The organism is Chitinophaga rhizophila, assembly GCF_019492185.1.
In the GTDB taxonomy this organism is placed as follows: Bacteria; Bacteroidota; Bacteroidia; order Chitinophagales; family Chitinophagaceae; genus Chitinophaga; species Chitinophaga rhizophila.
Window position 1 is genome coordinate 291,793 of record NZ_JAICCF010000002.1, and the last position, 16,029, is coordinate 307,821.

A 16,029-nucleotide genomic window follows, 5' to 3' on the forward strand; every position below is an offset into this window, starting at 1 on the left:
TAAGCTTTGGGATAATTAAAAGTTAACGTTCAGTCCCATTACATAAGTCCGCGCTCTTGGGTAAGCAGCATAGTCCACGCCCGATGTAGTAGGATCATTCCTTCTGGTATTCGCATCCGGATCATAACCCGTATAACCGGTGATAGTGGCCACATTGTTTGCGGTCATATACACACGCACATTACTGATACCTACTCTTGACAACAATGCTTTTGGCAGGTTGTACCCCAGGGTGATATTGTTGATCCTGATGTAAGACCCATTTTCAACAGCATAACTCTGAGAGTAAAATCCATTCACACTGGTAGAGGGGAACCACAGTCCGGCGTTGCGGTTTACATTGCTGAGTGACGATGAATCCACACCAATGACTACCGTGCTGCCCCCGCTATTCACCGTACGTTGCACCAGGCGGCCTTCCTGATCAATCATACGCCATCTGCCATTCGCTGATTTCAGCAGGTTTACTTCGCTGCCATATGCACTGCCGTATTCCAGTTTGTTAGCATTGAAAACTTTGTTACCATATACAAAGTTGACAAAGATGTTCAGGTCAAAGTTCCCCAGGGTCAGGGATTGTGTTAATCCGCCGTAAAACCTGGGCTGCGAGCGCCCTATGATAGTCCGGTCTTTATCTGCATCAATCACACCGTCTCCGTTTAAGTCCCTGAACTTAGGCGAGCCGGGTTGCAGGGGATCTGCCAGAATACCGGCATTGGAAGCCACATCTTTTTTAAGGTTGTACTGTGTGGTCAGTTCCGGATAGTTCGCATTTGAATAAGGTGCGGTGGTAAAATCTGCCGTTGTATAGAAGCCGTCGTTGATATATCCATACATAGTGCCCACTTCTTCACCCACTTTCAGGATATAATCTGCGGGGAAGTTAGTACCACTAAACCAGCCGGAGTTACGGAGGATGATATTGTTTCCACCCAGGCTGGTAATCCGGTTTTTGTTGAAGGAGATGTTGAAGTTCGCACTGTAACTGAAGGACTGTTTACGGATAATATCCGCAGACAGCTGAATTTCCAACCCCTTATTACTGGTAGCGCCGATATTCTGGAACTGCGCAGTATACCCTGTGGAAGAAGGGATCGCCTGATTCAGCAACAGATTTTTAGAGGTATTGTAGTACACATCCGTGGTCAGCGTAATACGATTTTTGAAGATTGTCAGGTCTACTCCCAGGTTGCGGGCAATCTGCGATTCCCATCTCAGCTTGTCGTTGCCCAGGTTGGAAGGGTTATAAACACCATTCAGCACCCCGTTAAGTCCGTATCCGCCATTCGACGGACTAATATACTGTGTACGGTAAGAGAAGGGCGTAATGCGGTTATTTCCGGCTATACCGTATGAAACGCGCATTCTCAGGTCATCTACCCATTTACTTTTGAAGAATGGCTCACTGCTGACCCTCCACGACAGCACACCTGAAGGGAAGTAGCCCCACTTATTCTCCGTACCAAATAAGGACGATCCGTCAGCACGCATGGTCAGTTTCGCATAATACCGTTGTGCGTAATTGTAGTCAATGGTGGTAAAGAAGGAGGCCAGTGATACCGGTACCTGCGAGCTGGAGGGTTGCTGCTGCGGATAGGCCGTCGTAGATGCAGCTGCCAGCTGCAGGTTATTAAATGCACGGTCGGCCGTAATACCAATAGGGAAATATCTGATTGTCTGATCATACCTGCTGGTGGTCGTCTTCTGCGTTTCCTGTCCGAGCAGCATACTGAAACTATGTTTGGTACCAAATAAAGATCCGTTGGAGTAAGACAGTACATTGGAATTAACCAGCTGCATCACCTGGTTATCGCCCAGTATCACCACCGGCTGCTTATTATTGCTTTTGGCATTGTTAGTCAGCGTATCATCGAATGATCTGTTGTTGGTATTGGTCACATTAAAAGCCAGCTGCGAGCGGAAGGTCACATGCTTTATCAGCTCCACGGAAAAGTTACCGTTCAGGTTCAGCTGATTGATATATCGCTTACGTACTTCTGCATCTGCCAGCAACAGCGGATTCAGAATATTAAAGCCGTTACCGGCATTATTAAGATCCAGTGTGGGGTCGTAGGAGTCTTCTTCCTCTCCCGGCAATATGACGGGCTTGTAGCGGGTATATTGCCGCAGGCGGTTACCTCCTGCCCCGCCGGCGTCAGACGTACCTGCACCCAGTATCAGCTGACGGGTATAGCGGGCATTGAACCCGAAGCGGAAGCGGTTATTGGCTTTATGGTCAATACGGAAGTTGAGGTTCTTACGATCCAGACTGGAATTGATCAGAATACCGTCCTGCTTCACAGCTGTGAGGCTGAGATTGTAGGTGGTGTTTTCGTTGCCACCGGCTACGCTCACATTGTGCGAAGACTGTAAGGCGTTTGCTCCCATAGTTCTGTCCTGCCAATCGATGCCTTTGCCGAAAGTAGCAATAGTGTCGTAGTTTTCCGGAACGCGGATATACCGTTTAACAGCTCCGGCCGTATCGCCGCGCCACCAGGCCCGCTCATACTGGTAGTTTACAAAGTCGCGGGCATCCATCATTTCTATGGGACGGGCCAGCTGCTGGATACCGTAGAACATGTTGTAGGCAACCAACGTTCTGCCGTTTGTATTGCGACCTCCTTTAGTGGTAATTACTACCACCCCATTTGCGCCCCGGGAACCATAGATAGCTGTGGAGGCAGCGTCTTTTAACACATTGATAGATTCTATATCCTGCGGATTCAACACGTTCAGCGCATTATCCATAGGGATACCATCTACCACATAAAGCGGTTCACTGCTTTGGGTGATAGAACCGCGGCCACGTATATTGATAACAGGCTCTGCACCCGGCGAGCCTTCTGACATAGTGATCTGTACACCCGCCAGCCGTCCCTGGAGTACTTCTGCCGCATTGTTAAGCGGGTTCGTCTTCAGGTCTTTGGATGTTACGCCGGAAGATGCTGCCAGCAGGTCTCCTCTTCGGAAGGCCTGGTATCCTATAACCACTACATCATTGAGTTTGGAGGATTCTGAGACCAGCTTTGCAACCAGCGAAGTTGTAGCGCCAGCACCTACCACATGCCCTTCAATACGTTGGCTTGCAAAACCGATACTGCTGAAAATAAAGCGATAGGCTACGCCAGCTGGCAGTCTGTTAAATACAAATACACCGCTGGTATCAGTCTGTGTGCCTGTTTTAAATTCCGTTTTCGTGTTCACTGCTGTTACAGTCACCCCGGGAATAGGTTGCCCCTGTTCGTCTCTGACGAGACCCTTTACCGTACCGTAGCTGGTTTGCGCGCTTACTGGAGACGGATGTACGCAGCAAAGCATAAGTGCAGCACAAATGCTGACAATCAATCTTGTCATACTGTAAGTAATGTTGTTTAAGAAATAATACTTCTGATCGGGCTACGTGGTTATCCCTTTCTGTTTACATAATAGTTGTTGTCGGATCGCTTTGTTACTTTCAGATTGTTCAGCAGGGCAATAGTCCCCAGAATGTCCTCAATGGATTCATCCGGCTCGAATCTGCCGATAAAAAACAATTTCTCCAACGTGGCTTTATTATAATGAATCTGTACGCCGTACAATACTTCCAATGTGGTGAAGACATCTGTCAGTGGCTGACTGGTAAATTCAAACCATCCTGTTGGTTGTATGACCGGCGTTTTATGTACTGTTCTTTTCTTAACAAATGCTGTCCCTCTCTGTCCCTGCAGGAAATACTGCCGGCGCGGCATAAGCGTGTTTAATGGGAGGATCAGCTCCTGTCCCGGCTTCAGATAACTGGTGAACTGCGCTTTTGTCTTCCTGGTATGATCTGCCACTGATTTCACCATTACTTTCCCTTCATACAACCTGACACTGACGTAATCATCACTTCCCTGCTTTATGGAGAAAACAGTGCCCAGCGCCTGTACAGACAAGCTGTTACAGTAAGTAACAAACGGCCTTTCCTGATCGGGTGCTACATGGAATACGGCTGCTCCTTTCATATATACTGCCCGGGTCTTCTTCCATTCCTGCTGACTGATCTTTACATAGCTGTGCGGCATTAATTGCACCACGGTACCGTCTGCAAATATGTGCTGTACAGCAGTATCACTATCATTGCGCCAGTGCAGACTGTCAGTAGCAACAACGGGTTGCTTCACCGCCATTGGCCTTACCGGCTGTTCCGATGTTCTGAACATAAATATATAACACAGCAGTATGCATAGAGCGGCTGACAGGCTATATGCCATACCATTCAGCAGATTCCTTCTCCTGATTGTTTTTATCACCTGACGCCATATGGCATCCCATCCTGCAGCAGGAAGTTGTTCGCCGGTCTCATGGATCCAATCGCTCTCTTTGTAGTATTGATCTGCCACCTCCGGATGATCCTTCAGCCAGCGTGCTACAAGTGTTGCTTCTTCCTCATTACAACTGCGGTCGAAGAACCTTCGTATCATGTCATCATTGATTTCCATAGAAAGTCCTTATAAGTAATTACGCAGCAGCAATCATTATACCTCCGCCTTTTTAAAAAAAATCTTAGAAAATTCCTGGTAGCAGGAAAACATGTATCAATACAACTTTTTTAATCAGCCGTACTGCTTTGGCAACGTGGTTATCTACTGACTTAACGGTGATGGACAGATGGGAGGCAATTTCGGCATAGGATAATCCATGGAACCGGTGTAGTTCAAATACTTTCTTTCGCATACAGGGCATCCCGTCAAGTACAGCATATACTTTCTGACGCAGGTCAAAGTCTTCTGGAATATAGCAGACATTGTCGCTCATGAACATATGGCGCGACTTCTCTGCCGTCTGCTGCCTGCGCAGATAGTCTATAAATACTGTTCTGGAGATACTGAATAAGTGTTGTTCTATTGTATAGTTTTCATCTAATGTGTGACGGTACTGCCAGAGTTTAAGGAAAGTAATCTGCACAAGATCCCTGGCATCTTCGGAGCAATGCGTTTTACGAAGGAAAAAACCGTAAAGCCGGCTGCGAAGTTGCAGGAATGCCTGCTCATACGCAAAGTGATCACCTTTCTTAATTGCGCCAATCATAACGTTTCAGTTTTTCTCGTGGAAATGTGGTGTAACAGAACAACCCGTCCGGCGCAGGGCAGCGTGGCTGGTTCATGACACCAGATAGCATATTTACGGATTAATTGCCATATCCATTGAAAAAACTACGCAATCGTTCCCGAAGGTAATGTGGGGGAATCTTTTAGCAATAGCAGATTTTATAGGATAAATCTCAATTCAAAAAGCCGGTATGACACTACATACCGGCTTACAACTGCTATCCTGCATCTTACCAGGGACTCACACGATCCTCAGCTGCTATATCTCTGCTGAAGTACTTTCCTGTTGGCCCATCAGCTCCAAGCATAGCATAAGGTGCTACGAAGGCTGCTGCATCTGCGGCTGTACCATTGCCCGAATGGTGATTAAAGTCAGTAGCTGTATAACCAGGATCGACAATGTTCACCTTAAATCCTTTTTCCTTCAACTCTACAAACAAGGCTTGTGTATACGCATTCAATGCCGTTTTAGATGGACCATAGGCGGCTGTTTTTGCGCCGTAATATACCCAGGACGAATCGTCATGTAATGTCAATGATGCCAGGCCGGATGTTATATTAACAATGACCGGCTGCTTGCTCTGTTGCAGCAGCTCCAGGAAGATCTGCGTTACTGTTATAGTCCCGAAGAAGTTAGTATCAAATACCTCGCGGATGTCAGCTACCGGCATTGTCGTTGCCGGCTGCGGGAACGTACCGAGGATACCGGCATTATTAACCAGTACGTCCAGACTTCCTGTTTCCTGTGCGATGAACTGCTTTGCTGCTTGTACGGAGGACGGGTCAGTAACATCCAGGTGTACCGGTATAATATTATTAACGCCGGCTGCTTGTAACTGTGCAACGGCGGCCTTTCCCTTCTGCTCATCTCTGGCACCCAGGAAAACCTTGTAACCGTTCTGTGCCAGTATTTTTGCGGTTTCAAAACCGATACTTTTATTTGCTCCTGTAACTAATGCTGTTCTCATAATTATATTAGTTATTTGTTTATTTATGGAACTGCTTCATGCATATTCCCTGTTTCGACATGACAAAGGTGGGAGCTGCCGGGCACATAATATTTGCCAAATGGCAAATGTTGTTACCAATTTCGACCCCTGTTGCTGGTTTTACAGTCACAGGTGATATTTTACTATCTTAATAACTGCGAAATTCCACGTCTTTTACAATTCACACGTTAACAACTAATGAATTACTGCCATGCCAAATCGGAGTATTTTCATTCTTACTTTCCTGGCCCTGTTATCTTTAAGAGGCATTTCGCAGATTAAAAGCGTTATCAGCCACTATGGTACATCTGACGGACTATCCGACAGCCGCGTACGTTGCATTATTAAAGACAGTGAAGGATTTATGTGGATCGGTACCTGGGCAGGTATTAACCGGTTTGACGGACATAACTTCGTCTCTTTTAAAGCCTCCCCTGGCGATCATTCGGAACTCAGGAACAACAGGATTAATCAGATCGTAGATGGCGGGCCGCCGTTCCTGTGGGTAACCGCCTATGATAACCAGGTATACCGGTTTGATAAAAGTACGCAGCAGTTCCTCTCCTTGTCTACATTGCTCAATGACAACAAATTGAACGACATCCGGTTTTCCGCTATTCTTTATGCTGATAGTAACGCTGTCTGGTTGGAAAGCGAAGACCATGGGCTATTCCTGATACATCATCCTGCACGCCGGCCTACAACATATACCCAGTTCTCTGCCGGCATGACCTATGCCAACAGCCTGCCTGCCAATAAAATCCTATTCTCTAAAAAGGACAGGCAGCAAAACCTGTGGGTCAGCACAACAGAAGGGCTCTGCCTGCTTACGTTACAACCTGATGGCAGCTACCGGCGCAATCGGTTAACGCTTCCACTCCCACTGACCTGTACCGGCTTCGCAGAAAATGATGATCACTATTACCTGAGCACCAAAGAAGGATACCTGCTGGTCATCCACCGTAATACCTTGTCCTGTGAGCCTATCAGCATAGCCGGCGGACCATTGAATGATGTGCTGCTTTCCAGGCAAACCGGCTTGTTATACTTCAGTACTGCTTCGGGCGCTGTAATCTCCTTCTCTCCTGCTACCCTGGTGATCAATTTCCGTCAACAGGTGTCAGACCTCCCGGTACATACCCTTTACGAGGACAAACGAGGCGTTCTATGGATAGAACCGGAGAAGAATGGCGTAATCAGGTATGCACCCGCAGAACAGCTGGTAAACCACTTTAAACAGCAGAATTATGCTAACTACCTCCGTGCTTCTAAAGATTATGCGGTTTGGGAGGACAACCAGGGCATCGTATGGGTATATATGAAGGGCTGCGGATTTGGCTATTATGACAACAAAAAGGGGATCCTCGAATATTTCCACAATAACCCGGCGGATCCCGGCAGGCGCTTCTCTAATATGATCACCACCTGGTACTATGACACCACCGGTGTACTCTGGCTGAGCACAGAAGACTGGGGCCTGGAAAAGATCGTCTTTCAGCAGAATGACTTCCGGCAAACATTACTCGCTGAAGATACAAAGCATAGCCCACAGAATGGCGTGCGAGGCCTGCTGACTGATCATGCTGACCGGTGCTGGATTGGCACCAAAGCGGGCCATCTGTTTATTACTGATAAAGATCACTTGCTGCAAAACGTATTTGAGAATCCATTGGCCCTGAAACATGGCGTGTACTGCATGATGGAAGATCGTCATCAACAGGTATGGCTGGGTACTAAGTCTGATGGGTTATACAAAGCACAACCCCTAAACAAAACATACACCCGCTATCGGCTATCACACTATGGCGCACACACCACTGCTGTCTATTCCCTACTGGAAGACAGTAAAGGCAGAATATGGGCAGGCACTTACGGAGACGGTCTGCTGCTTATTAATACCAGTACCACACAACAGTCGTTTACGCCCGTACAGCATATTTTCAGGAACTATCCCGAGGGTAACTTCTCGAAAGTAAGATGTCTGCAGGAAGACAAATGGGGCAACGTGTGGGTAGGTACTACGGAAGGACTGCTGATCTTTCATCCGGACCAGGCAGCAACCGGCAATCGCTTCAAAGTGTATAAAAAGCAGCCGGGCGAAACCAAAAGTATCGGTGGTAATGACATTCAATACATCTTCAGGGATGTAACAGATACCATGTGGATCTGTACTTCTTCCGGCGGCATCAGCAAAGCCATCACCAGCAATCCTTTACAGGATATCAGGTTTGATAATTACTCGGTCAGAAATGGCTTGTCCGGAGATTATGTACTCAGCTGCGTTGCAGATAACGACCAGAATATCTGGCTAACGACACAAAGCGGTATTTCCAAACTTAACCGGCAGACGCATAAAATACAGAACTTCGGTTTATATGATGGATTGTCTAATGTCTTTTTCTCCGAAGCATCCTGTACGCGCCTGTCTACCGGAGCAATCATTTTCGGATCTAACGAGGGATACTGGTCATTTATGCCGCAGCAGATCGGTACAAGGAAAATAAATGCGCCACTTGCATTCACTAATATCCAGGTTAACAACCGTGATATCTTACCGGCGGATTCGCTGCTTACAACCTATTCCCATGGATTACAGGAACTAAGATTGCCACACGATCAGAACACCATCACTATTGACTTTGCCGTGCTGGATTACCGGCTGGGAGAACGAGAGGACTATCTGTACCGGCTGAAAGGCTTTGACAGATCCTGGAAGGTCAGTAAGGGGCAGCGACGGATAACCTACACCAGCCTGCCTCCCGGGCATTACCGGTTTGAGGTTAAAAGTCAGACGGAATATTTATATCTAAATACGCCGGAACGCAGTTTGCCCATCACTATTCTTGCACCTATCTGGAAAACGCCGGGAGCCTATGTCATCTATTTTCTGCTAACTGCCATAGTGTTATTCATCATTGTGCGAACAGGCACGACACTACTACAATTAAAACAACGGATTACAGTTGAACGAAAACTAACTGACCTGAGACAGGACTATCTCTCTCAAGTATCTCATGAGCTGCGTACCCCTCTCACGCTGATTATCCATCCTGCTGAAGAGATACTGCGAAAGGAACAACTCTCCACCCAGGGAGCTGCCTTTATGCAGGATGCGCTAAAGAACACCAGCCGGATGGTGCACTTTGTGAACAGGTTACTAAACCTCCGGAAAACAGAAAGCGGCAGCGCTAACCTGAGACTCTCGAACATAGCTATGCTGCCCTTCCTTGACAATATCATTCATCACTTCCGTGAAACTATCCGCAAACGGCATATCTCAATTACGGTCTCTACAGATGTACCGGAACCTGTCATTTCTGCTGATGCAGACAAGCTCGATACGGTATTGTACAATCTGTTAGGAAATGCAATTAAGTTTTCTCCGGATCATTCCGATATCAACATTGAAATGACTACTGATGACAAAAAGACCTTATGCCTGAAAATTGTGGATAACAGAAAAGACAATGAGGCATTGTCTGCTGGTGAAGTTACCGACGGGTTGCCCTTGCAGAAAGATACTGTTACCGATCATGACCGTGAATTTCTGGAACGGATCATCCATATTGTAGATGAGAAAATGTCTGACAGCGATTTTAACCTGGATGATGTAGCGGATGCTATCGCGATGAGTCGTTCTGCCTTTTATAAAAAGTTCAAGAGTCTGACAAACACTGCCCCGGTGGAATTTGTCAGGGAGACCCGGTTGAATAAAGCCCGCCAGCTATTTGACGCAGGAGAAGAGAACATTTCTGGCGTTGCGTATACTGTAGGGTTCAGTAATCCGAAGTATTTCAGTACCTGTTTTAAAAACCGCTTTGGCCAAACGCCTTCTGAATATCTGCGCAGCCCGGAAAAGGATACCGGTAACAGTTAAAAAATGGCTATCCACAGGTTCAAAAATCAGTATTACCAGTTTTTAGACCCATTCTGATCAGTTTTTGTACGTCACTGCATCCGGCAAAAAATACATTTGCCGCCGTAGACTTTTTACTCATCCACAATTCTGAAAAACTATGAAAACAAAAACGCGTATGCATTTCTTCCGGCACCTATGCCATTACCAGCTATGGGCTCTCTGTGTATCCTTTTTCGCCTTATGCGTATTTTCATCCTGCTCAAAGTCGGAAGTTGCCGGCAAAGTATCCACATCCGATGCCATTGCCAGTGTTACAACAGCGGCGGCAGCAGCAGCCCTCCCCGGCCAGACAGGCTATTGTAATGTCAACGGCTCGACTACAGGAGGCGGTGCTGGTCCGACGGTGACTGTCAGCAACCTGAATGATTTCAGGACCTATGCTACATCTTCCTCTCCTTATGTGATTCGCGTATCCGGCAGCATCAATCTGAATGGCCGCGTGGCAATTGCTTCCAACAAGACGATACAGGGTGTTAACGCCAGCGCAAGGATCACCGGGAATATCTACATCGCCAACGGCACAACCAATGTCATTATCAGCAATCTCAACATCACTAATCCTGACGGCGATGGTATCACTATCCGGAACGGTAACCATGTATGGGTAGATCATTGTGCTATATTTGACTGTTCCGATGGTCTGGCTGACATCAATAACCAGTCTGATTACATTACAGTGTCGTGGTGTAAGTTCTATTATGTGAATCAGACTGCCCACCGCTTCACTATGATACTGGGCAGTGTCGGCGCAGAAGTAGACGGTAAGTTACACGTTACGCTGCATCATAACTGGTGGGGCGCAAAATGCGACCAGCGTATGCCTTCCGGCACGCAGGGCAATGCGCATCTGTATAACAATTATTTCTCCTGCGAAGGTAACTCCTATGCGTCTGACGCACGCGCAGGTTCCTTCTGGTATAGTGATTACAATTATTACCAGAAGGTGAATAATCCCCTCTCTGAACAGCTTGGCGGAAAGATCCGGGTGGTTGGCAATATCTATAACCAATGTACCGGCAAAATCACCAAAGGAGAAACGACTACTGTCGCTCCCCCACCGTATAATTATGCAATCACGCCTGCACAGGATGTACCTGCTGTGGTAATGAACGGCGCTGGCCCAAGAGCAACCCCTACTTTCTGATATTTTAAATTCCACATATGAAAAACACAATCACATCCGCCTTACTGGCGCTGACCTTTTTTGCCTGCACGAAAGCAGACATTACTGCCGATCAGGCATTACCTGCAGGTGGCACAATTGCTCAAACTCCCTCCGCAGTAGTTGCTTACAACATTGTAGTTGCCAAAGACGGTTCCGGCAATTACAGTTCTGTACAACAGGCATTTAATGCAGTGCCTAACAACAGCAGTTCCCGCACGGTCATCTTCATCAAAAATGGTGTATATAAAGAAGTGTTGACACTGGAATCTGGCAAAAAGAATGTCACTGTTATCGGAGAAAGCGTAAATGGCGTCAAACTGACCTATGACAACTATGCCAGTAAGATCAATCCTGCCACTGGTGCTGCCTATGGTACCAGTGGATCTTCCAGTACATTTATCAGAGCTGAAGGTTTTTATGCGGTGAATGTTACATTTGAAAACTCGTCTGGTCCTGTAGGGCAAGCCCTCGCGATCTACATCTCGGGAGACAAAGCTGTTTTCAACAATTGCCGTTTCCTGGGCAGACAAGACACTTATTATGGCGGCAACTGCCGGCAATATCTCAGGAACTGTTACCTGGAAGGTACGACTGACTTTATCTTTGGCCCCGCCACTGCCGTCTTTGAAAGCTGTAAATTGTACAGCTATGGCGGTTCAGCTATCACAGCCGCCTCTACGGAAAGTTATGTACCTTATGGTTTTGTTTTCCTGAAGTGTAATATCTCAGGTGCTTCCGGCGCTTCCACAGATCTCGGCAGACCCTGGAGACCTTACGCAGCTGTGAGCTATCAGAACACGGCTATGAGCGCGGTGATTAAACCGGCAGGCTGGAATAACTGGGGCAATGCTGCTAATGAAGCAACTGCCAGGTATTCCGAGTACCGCAACAATGGCAACGGATCGAATATCAATGCCCGTCCTTCCTGGATCAAACGTCTGACAGATGCCGAGGCACAACAATATACAGTGAAGAACATCCTGAAGACAAAGTATACAAACCCGGTTACGACTGACAACTGGGATCCTGGCGTAGTAATCAGCCAAACAGGCGCACCTGTTAATTAGGTAGGTGTCCAGGTTAAAATCGGGAATAACAATATAAGAAAACGAAGACACGCCATTCATACATTGATATGCGTGTCTTCGTCTTTAATGAATCCGGAATGCGAGTCCCGCGTTACCGAAATAATTACTTTCTTTAGTAAACAGTGTATGTCCCATGGCGAGATATACTACCCAATCCGGGGTGATATGATATAGTATGCCACCATCAGCATTATGTAGCGGACTATCACCGGGTGCATATTGCGCAAAGTATTCACCAAAGACGGAGATCCGTTCTGACAATTCATATTTCAGATCTCCGCTTACCTGCCATATCCATTCTTTCTCAAATGCTTCCTGTTTATAGGTGCCGTTAGCAGTGGCCGTTAACTTATCAAATTCTTTTTCGATGACGAGTGTTGCTGATGGCGACCAATAGCCGTAGTTACCCTTGTGTGAAGTCAATGGCAAATGCAGGTAACCTATCAGTGCTATGTCGGGTAGGTTGCGCTTATCTTTGAGTACCGCTATTTTAGTACTGAGCGCCAGCGGATATTGTCCCTGAGTGGTTTCAGAAATGAACAGATCTCTTTCCTGTCCTTGTTCCACAAGGAGTCTTGCTTCTACTTTTTTCGTCAATCCGTAACGTAACAGGGACGATGATATGAGTGCTTTTTCTCCGGTGCTGAACTTATTATAATAAAACTCTGTCTCAAACTGGATGCTTTTAGGATCGATGACGGTGGCACCGTCTGTCTGGTCCGGGCGGTCGGTATTAATCTTATCCTGCGCCCGGGCGAATGTACTTATACACAGGAGGATAAGCGCCTGAAAAATAGTTGTCTTAATGGAGGAAATCATCTATCTGGTTATTTAATCAACGTCATTGGTAATCAATCGGTGTGCCAGACGCTACTAATGATCGTGAATAATCAATAGCGAGGCCGGAGTTAGTCAGTGCGTAATACTTACTGAAAACCGCTCCGGCCTGCCATTGAAAACTGCCTTTCCGGTCAGTTTATGGAATATCGGGACCTTATGTCCTGATAATTATTACCCAATATGTCAAAGAACTGGCTCCACTGATTCCTGCTGGTTACCGTGGCTATCTGTTGCCAGAATCAGCACTTTAGTACCTGGAAAATCAGGGTTACGAATAACTGCGTGATAGTTCCACAGACCACTGCTGCTGCGCGTGGCGGGACCTGACTCCAGCAATTTGCCATCGACGCACAGGATACTGACCTTAACGCTTTCAGCATTCCTGACGATCATATAGATCACATCATTGATGGCGCCCCGGTAGTAATCGGTAATGACAAAATTGATACTTAACCGGGCCTTGGCTGCAGCGGTGCTCCGCTTGCCGGCACGCGTTGCAACTCCTTTGACGAATTGGGCCATTCCAGGATTATTGAATAATCTGTATTTGGCTATCCGCATCGTGCTTTCATTTAAACTGGTTTATAAAAGCGTCCCGGTATAACCCGGGACGCGATGTTCCTATTACGGGATGGTTACCTCTTTCTCAGCGGTATTACCCGGTAAATCAGTCGCTGAAACAATTACGGTTGTTCTCGGGACTGCGGCATTGGCAGCGGTGGCAGTATAGATCCATGTACGCCGGTCGTTGATATTTAACACAGCGTCTCCTTGTTCCAATACCACTCCGGCTTCAGACACGATGGCCACTGTTACGGACTGGGGCGTGATCACATCTCTTGCACGAATCAAGATTTTATCGCCTACTGCACCTTTGTATGCATCTGTGTCGATGTTATCGATCACCGGTGGTTTTACTGCATCTCTGAAGGCAGCATTGTAAGCGGTTTGTCCGCCTTTGGCTGCTTTCTGATACAATGCCTTAGTTACAGGATCTTTTATTGCATTCTGCGCAAACAACGATGCTTTAATAAATTGTTCACGCACTTCCTGTTGCTCTTCCGTTGGCGGCGTTGTGTTTGGTCCGCGTTTTACGGCTACAATTGTCTTACCTTTTCTTACACGGAAGTTGATCTTTTTACCTACTGTACCGGATAAACCGTCTATGAATGGATTATATTTAACGATTGCCATTGTGATTAAATTTAATGATGAAGAAATATGATGTACCCACAATCGGGATCACCAGGTAGGACTGCAGGCGTCTCTCTACTGTCCTGGACGCGGCCCTGTTGATCACGTTTGCTGATACAATATTAGGATGATTATGCGCTCAAATTTGAACGATGTCCACAGGACGCCAAAACGTGTCCATAGGACGCCAAATCATGGTGTGGCAATAGTCAAAAGATGGAAAAATTATCGAGAAAGTCGTCCTTGAACTCTTTGCTGAGTGGCAGTTCATCCCCCGTTTTCATAATGACGGTGTTCTTTACATACTTGATGAAGTTGATTCGGACGATATAGCTTTTGTGAATACGCAGAAATACATTTGGAGGAAGGGAGGTTTCAAATTTCTGCAAGCTGGTGCGTATGATTACTGTGCGTTGGTCAGGAAGCTTTGCCTGAACGTATTTATCTTTAACGGTGGCATAGACAATTTCTTCGTCTGATATCATCTCACGGCGTGCATCCTTCGAAAGGATGAGAAAATAGTGTCGCATAATATAAGTAAAATAAAGTTTAACAATTTTGATTGAGAGCGGGAATAAATGGTGGAGAGACATAGTCGTAGTCGTAGTAGTAGTCGTAGGGAGGTTACGCTGGCAGGGATATATTGAGTTACAGGCAGGGTCAAATAAGATTTCATCAGGAAAACATTTGCATTTGGGCTAAACATAGCGCTATTATTTATGGGTTACAAAATGTGCTCCTGTCCAGGAGCGTAAATTCAACACAATTTTAATGAAAAAAAACATCTGAAGATCAATTCGCTGCATGATGTACTTCAAAACAATATCGATTCCTTAACCGTTTTAGCAGGTGAAAATGCTCGTCAATATTCGCTTTTACCGCTGCAAATTTCTACATTGATTTTTTCAAATTCAGCTACTCCGGACAAAAAATTTTTCTGCTACCACCGGCGGAATTGAACTTTGTCGTCATGCTACGTTACTCTTACGTTAATCCTTCGTTCAAAATCGCAGGATTAACGTAAGATGATAAAGATTCAACCATTTAAATAGTCTTTGATGGCACTGTGATAGACACTACTACCCGGCCGCGGCTTATATTGCGCCTTCAATACCGGATCACTCACGATACTTTTTGCATACTTCACCGCCGCCTTAAACCTCGATTGCTCATCCAGCTGCGCACCCGATCGAACTACACCGCTCATATCAGGATACTTGCAGATAACCGTACCGGATTTGTACTTCTTTATGATAAATTTCTTGTTTGTCACTGCATTACTAACACCATAACCGTTCAGTAATGGATTACTCGTTTTTGCCATAGTTTTTTGAGGATAAAATTAAAGCAGAGATGATTGCGGGTTTTACGCAATTTCAGACCTTTGAGTTGTATCTATGAATATTGCATGAAATTTTATTGCAGCAGGAGGATGTGGGACGTAGATTTATAGAGCAATTGCTGTTATCAGTTACCTGGTGTATTACCGGATAAATTTTTCCTGGTAGTTGTTTGCATGTAAAATTGTGGTACCTTAAATTAGTTTGATTAGTTTTTGTTGCCCAGATGGTGAAACTGGCAGACACACTGTGCTTAGGACGCAGCGCTTGAAAAGGCATGCAGGTTCGATTCCTGTTCTGGGCACTAAAGCGGAAAGGTCGGAGTATTCTCCGACCTTTTGCTTTTTATAGTCGTCTGAGCCCGCTCTGGGCCTGCTTATTAGCTCGAGGATGATGTTTGGTGTTGTGGTTCGAAATTTATTATC

General features: G+C 46.2%; 12 protein-coding genes and 1 tRNA gene. 4 read left to right on the forward strand and 9 right to left on the reverse strand.

Features of this window, described 5'->3' with window-relative positions; all coding sequences use genetic code 11:
* Window positions 1–15: 15 nt before the first annotated feature.
* From K1Y79_RS10050 to K1Y79_RS10065, 4 genes are all read right to left on the reverse strand, one after another.
* The gene (locus K1Y79_RS10050) at window positions 16–3,354 is read right to left on the reverse strand and encodes a SusC/RagA family TonB-linked outer membrane protein (protein ID WP_220249889.1); all 3,339 of its coding nucleotides are present in this window, start codon (window positions 3,352–3,354) and stop codon (window positions 16–18) included.
* Between the two features lie 50 nt (window positions 3,355–3,404).
* A complete protein-coding gene (locus K1Y79_RS10055) occupies window positions 3,405–4,442 on the reverse strand; it encodes a FecR family protein (RefSeq protein WP_220249890.1) in 1,038 nt (345 codons plus the stop codon).
* A gap of 82 nt (window positions 4,443–4,524) precedes the next feature.
* Entirely contained in the window at window positions 4,525–5,049 is a 525-nt protein-coding gene (locus tag K1Y79_RS10060; protein ID WP_220249891.1) for an RNA polymerase sigma factor, read from the reverse strand.
* 250 nt (window positions 5,050–5,299) lie between these two features.
* The gene (locus K1Y79_RS10065; protein WP_220249892.1) at window positions 5,300–6,037 is read right to left on the reverse strand and encodes an SDR family NAD(P)-dependent oxidoreductase; all 738 of its coding nucleotides are present in this window, start codon (window positions 6,035–6,037) and stop codon (window positions 5,300–5,302) included.
* A 232-nt stretch (window positions 6,038–6,269) separates the two neighbouring features.
* On the opposite strand from K1Y79_RS10065, the gene K1Y79_RS10070 reads away from it, so the two are divergent.
* The 3 genes from K1Y79_RS10070 to K1Y79_RS10080 all read left to right on the forward strand — a co-directional run bounded on the left by K1Y79_RS10070 (window position 6,270) and on the right by K1Y79_RS10080 (window position 12,209).
* Window positions 6,270–9,935: an AraC family transcriptional regulator gene (locus tag K1Y79_RS10070; RefSeq protein WP_220249893.1), complete on the forward strand. Its 3,666-nt coding sequence runs from the start codon at window positions 6,270–6,272 to the stop codon at window positions 9,933–9,935.
* Window positions 9,936–10,074: 139 nt separating this feature from the next.
* On the forward strand, window positions 10,075–11,121 hold the full coding sequence (locus tag K1Y79_RS10075) for a pectate lyase family protein (protein ID WP_220249894.1): 1,047 nt from the start codon (window positions 10,075–10,077) through the stop codon (window positions 11,119–11,121).
* Between the two features lie 17 nt (window positions 11,122–11,138).
* Window positions 11,139–12,209, forward strand: coding sequence for a pectinesterase family protein (locus tag K1Y79_RS10080; protein ID WP_220249895.1), 1,071 nt, complete (start codon window positions 11,139–11,141; stop codon window positions 12,207–12,209).
* 84 nt (window positions 12,210–12,293) lie between these two features.
* Here the strand turns inward: K1Y79_RS10080 and K1Y79_RS10085 are convergent, their stop codons facing one another.
* The 5 genes from K1Y79_RS10085 to K1Y79_RS10105 form a co-directional block, all read right to left on the reverse strand.
* Window positions 12,294–13,049, reverse strand: a complete 756-nt coding sequence (locus K1Y79_RS10085; protein WP_220249896.1) for a transporter — start codon at window positions 13,047–13,049, stop codon at window positions 12,294–12,296.
* Between the two features lie 204 nt (window positions 13,050–13,253).
* The gene (locus K1Y79_RS10090; RefSeq protein ID WP_220249897.1) at window positions 13,254–13,631 is read right to left on the reverse strand and encodes a hypothetical protein; all 378 of its coding nucleotides are present in this window, start codon (window positions 13,629–13,631) and stop codon (window positions 13,254–13,256) included.
* Window positions 13,632–13,694: 63 nt separating this feature from the next.
* Window positions 13,695–14,264, reverse strand: coding sequence for a hypothetical protein (locus K1Y79_RS10095; RefSeq protein WP_220249898.1), 570 nt, complete (start codon window positions 14,262–14,264; stop codon window positions 13,695–13,697).
* A gap of 209 nt (window positions 14,265–14,473) precedes the next feature.
* Complete coding sequence (locus tag K1Y79_RS10100) at window positions 14,474–14,794, reverse strand: LytR/AlgR family response regulator transcription factor (RefSeq protein ID WP_220249899.1); 321 nt, start codon at window positions 14,792–14,794, stop codon at window positions 14,474–14,476.
* A 506-nt stretch (window positions 14,795–15,300) separates the two neighbouring features.
* Window positions 15,301–15,588, reverse strand: a complete 288-nt coding sequence (locus K1Y79_RS10105) for a hypothetical protein (RefSeq protein WP_220249900.1) — start codon at window positions 15,586–15,588, stop codon at window positions 15,301–15,303.
* A gap of 236 nt (window positions 15,589–15,824) precedes the next feature.
* On the opposite strand from K1Y79_RS10105, the gene K1Y79_RS10110 reads away from it, so the two are divergent.
* Window positions 15,825–15,908, forward strand: a tRNA-Leu gene (locus K1Y79_RS10110).
* The last annotated feature ends 121 nt before the right edge of the window (window positions 15,909–16,029 follow it).

Excerpts from the sequence above, each read along its gene's own strand:
- K1Y79_RS10050 (WP_220249889.1), bottom strand. The coding sequence starts at position 3,354 with ATGACAAGATTGATTGTCAGCATTTGTGCTGCACTTATGCTTTGCTGC.
- K1Y79_RS10055 (WP_220249890.1), bottom strand. The coding sequence starts at position 4,442 with ATGATACGAAGGTTCTTCGACCGCAGTTGTAATGAGGAAGAAGCAACA.
- K1Y79_RS10060 (WP_220249891.1), bottom strand. The coding sequence starts at position 5,049 with ATGATTGGCGCAATTAAGAAAGGTGATCACTTTGCGTATGAGCAGGCA.
- K1Y79_RS10065 (WP_220249892.1), bottom strand. The coding sequence starts at position 6,037 with ATGAGAACAGCATTAGTTACAGGAGCAAATAAAAGTATCGGTTTTGAA.
- K1Y79_RS10070 (WP_220249893.1), top strand. The coding sequence starts at position 6,270 with ATGCCAAATCGGAGTATTTTCATTCTTACTTTCCTGGCCCTGTTATCT.
- K1Y79_RS10075 (WP_220249894.1), top strand. The coding sequence starts at position 10,075 with ATGAAAACAAAAACGCGTATGCATTTCTTCCGGCACCTATGCCATTAC.
- K1Y79_RS10080 (WP_220249895.1), top strand. The coding sequence starts at position 11,139 with ATGAAAAACACAATCACATCCGCCTTACTGGCGCTGACCTTTTTTGCC.
- K1Y79_RS10085 (WP_220249896.1), bottom strand. The coding sequence starts at position 13,049 with ATGATTTCCTCCATTAAGACAACTATTTTTCAGGCGCTTATCCTCCTG.
- K1Y79_RS10090 (WP_220249897.1), bottom strand. The coding sequence starts at position 13,631 with ATGCGGATAGCCAAATACAGATTATTCAATAATCCTGGAATGGCCCAA.
- K1Y79_RS10095 (WP_220249898.1), bottom strand. The coding sequence starts at position 14,264 with ATGGCAATCGTTAAATATAATCCATTCATAGACGGTTTATCCGGTACA.
- K1Y79_RS10100 (WP_220249899.1), bottom strand. The coding sequence starts at position 14,794 with ATGCGACACTATTTTCTCATCCTTTCGAAGGATGCACGCCGTGAGATG.
- K1Y79_RS10105 (WP_220249900.1), bottom strand. The coding sequence starts at position 15,588 with ATGGCAAAAACGAGTAATCCATTACTGAACGGTTATGGTGTTAGTAAT.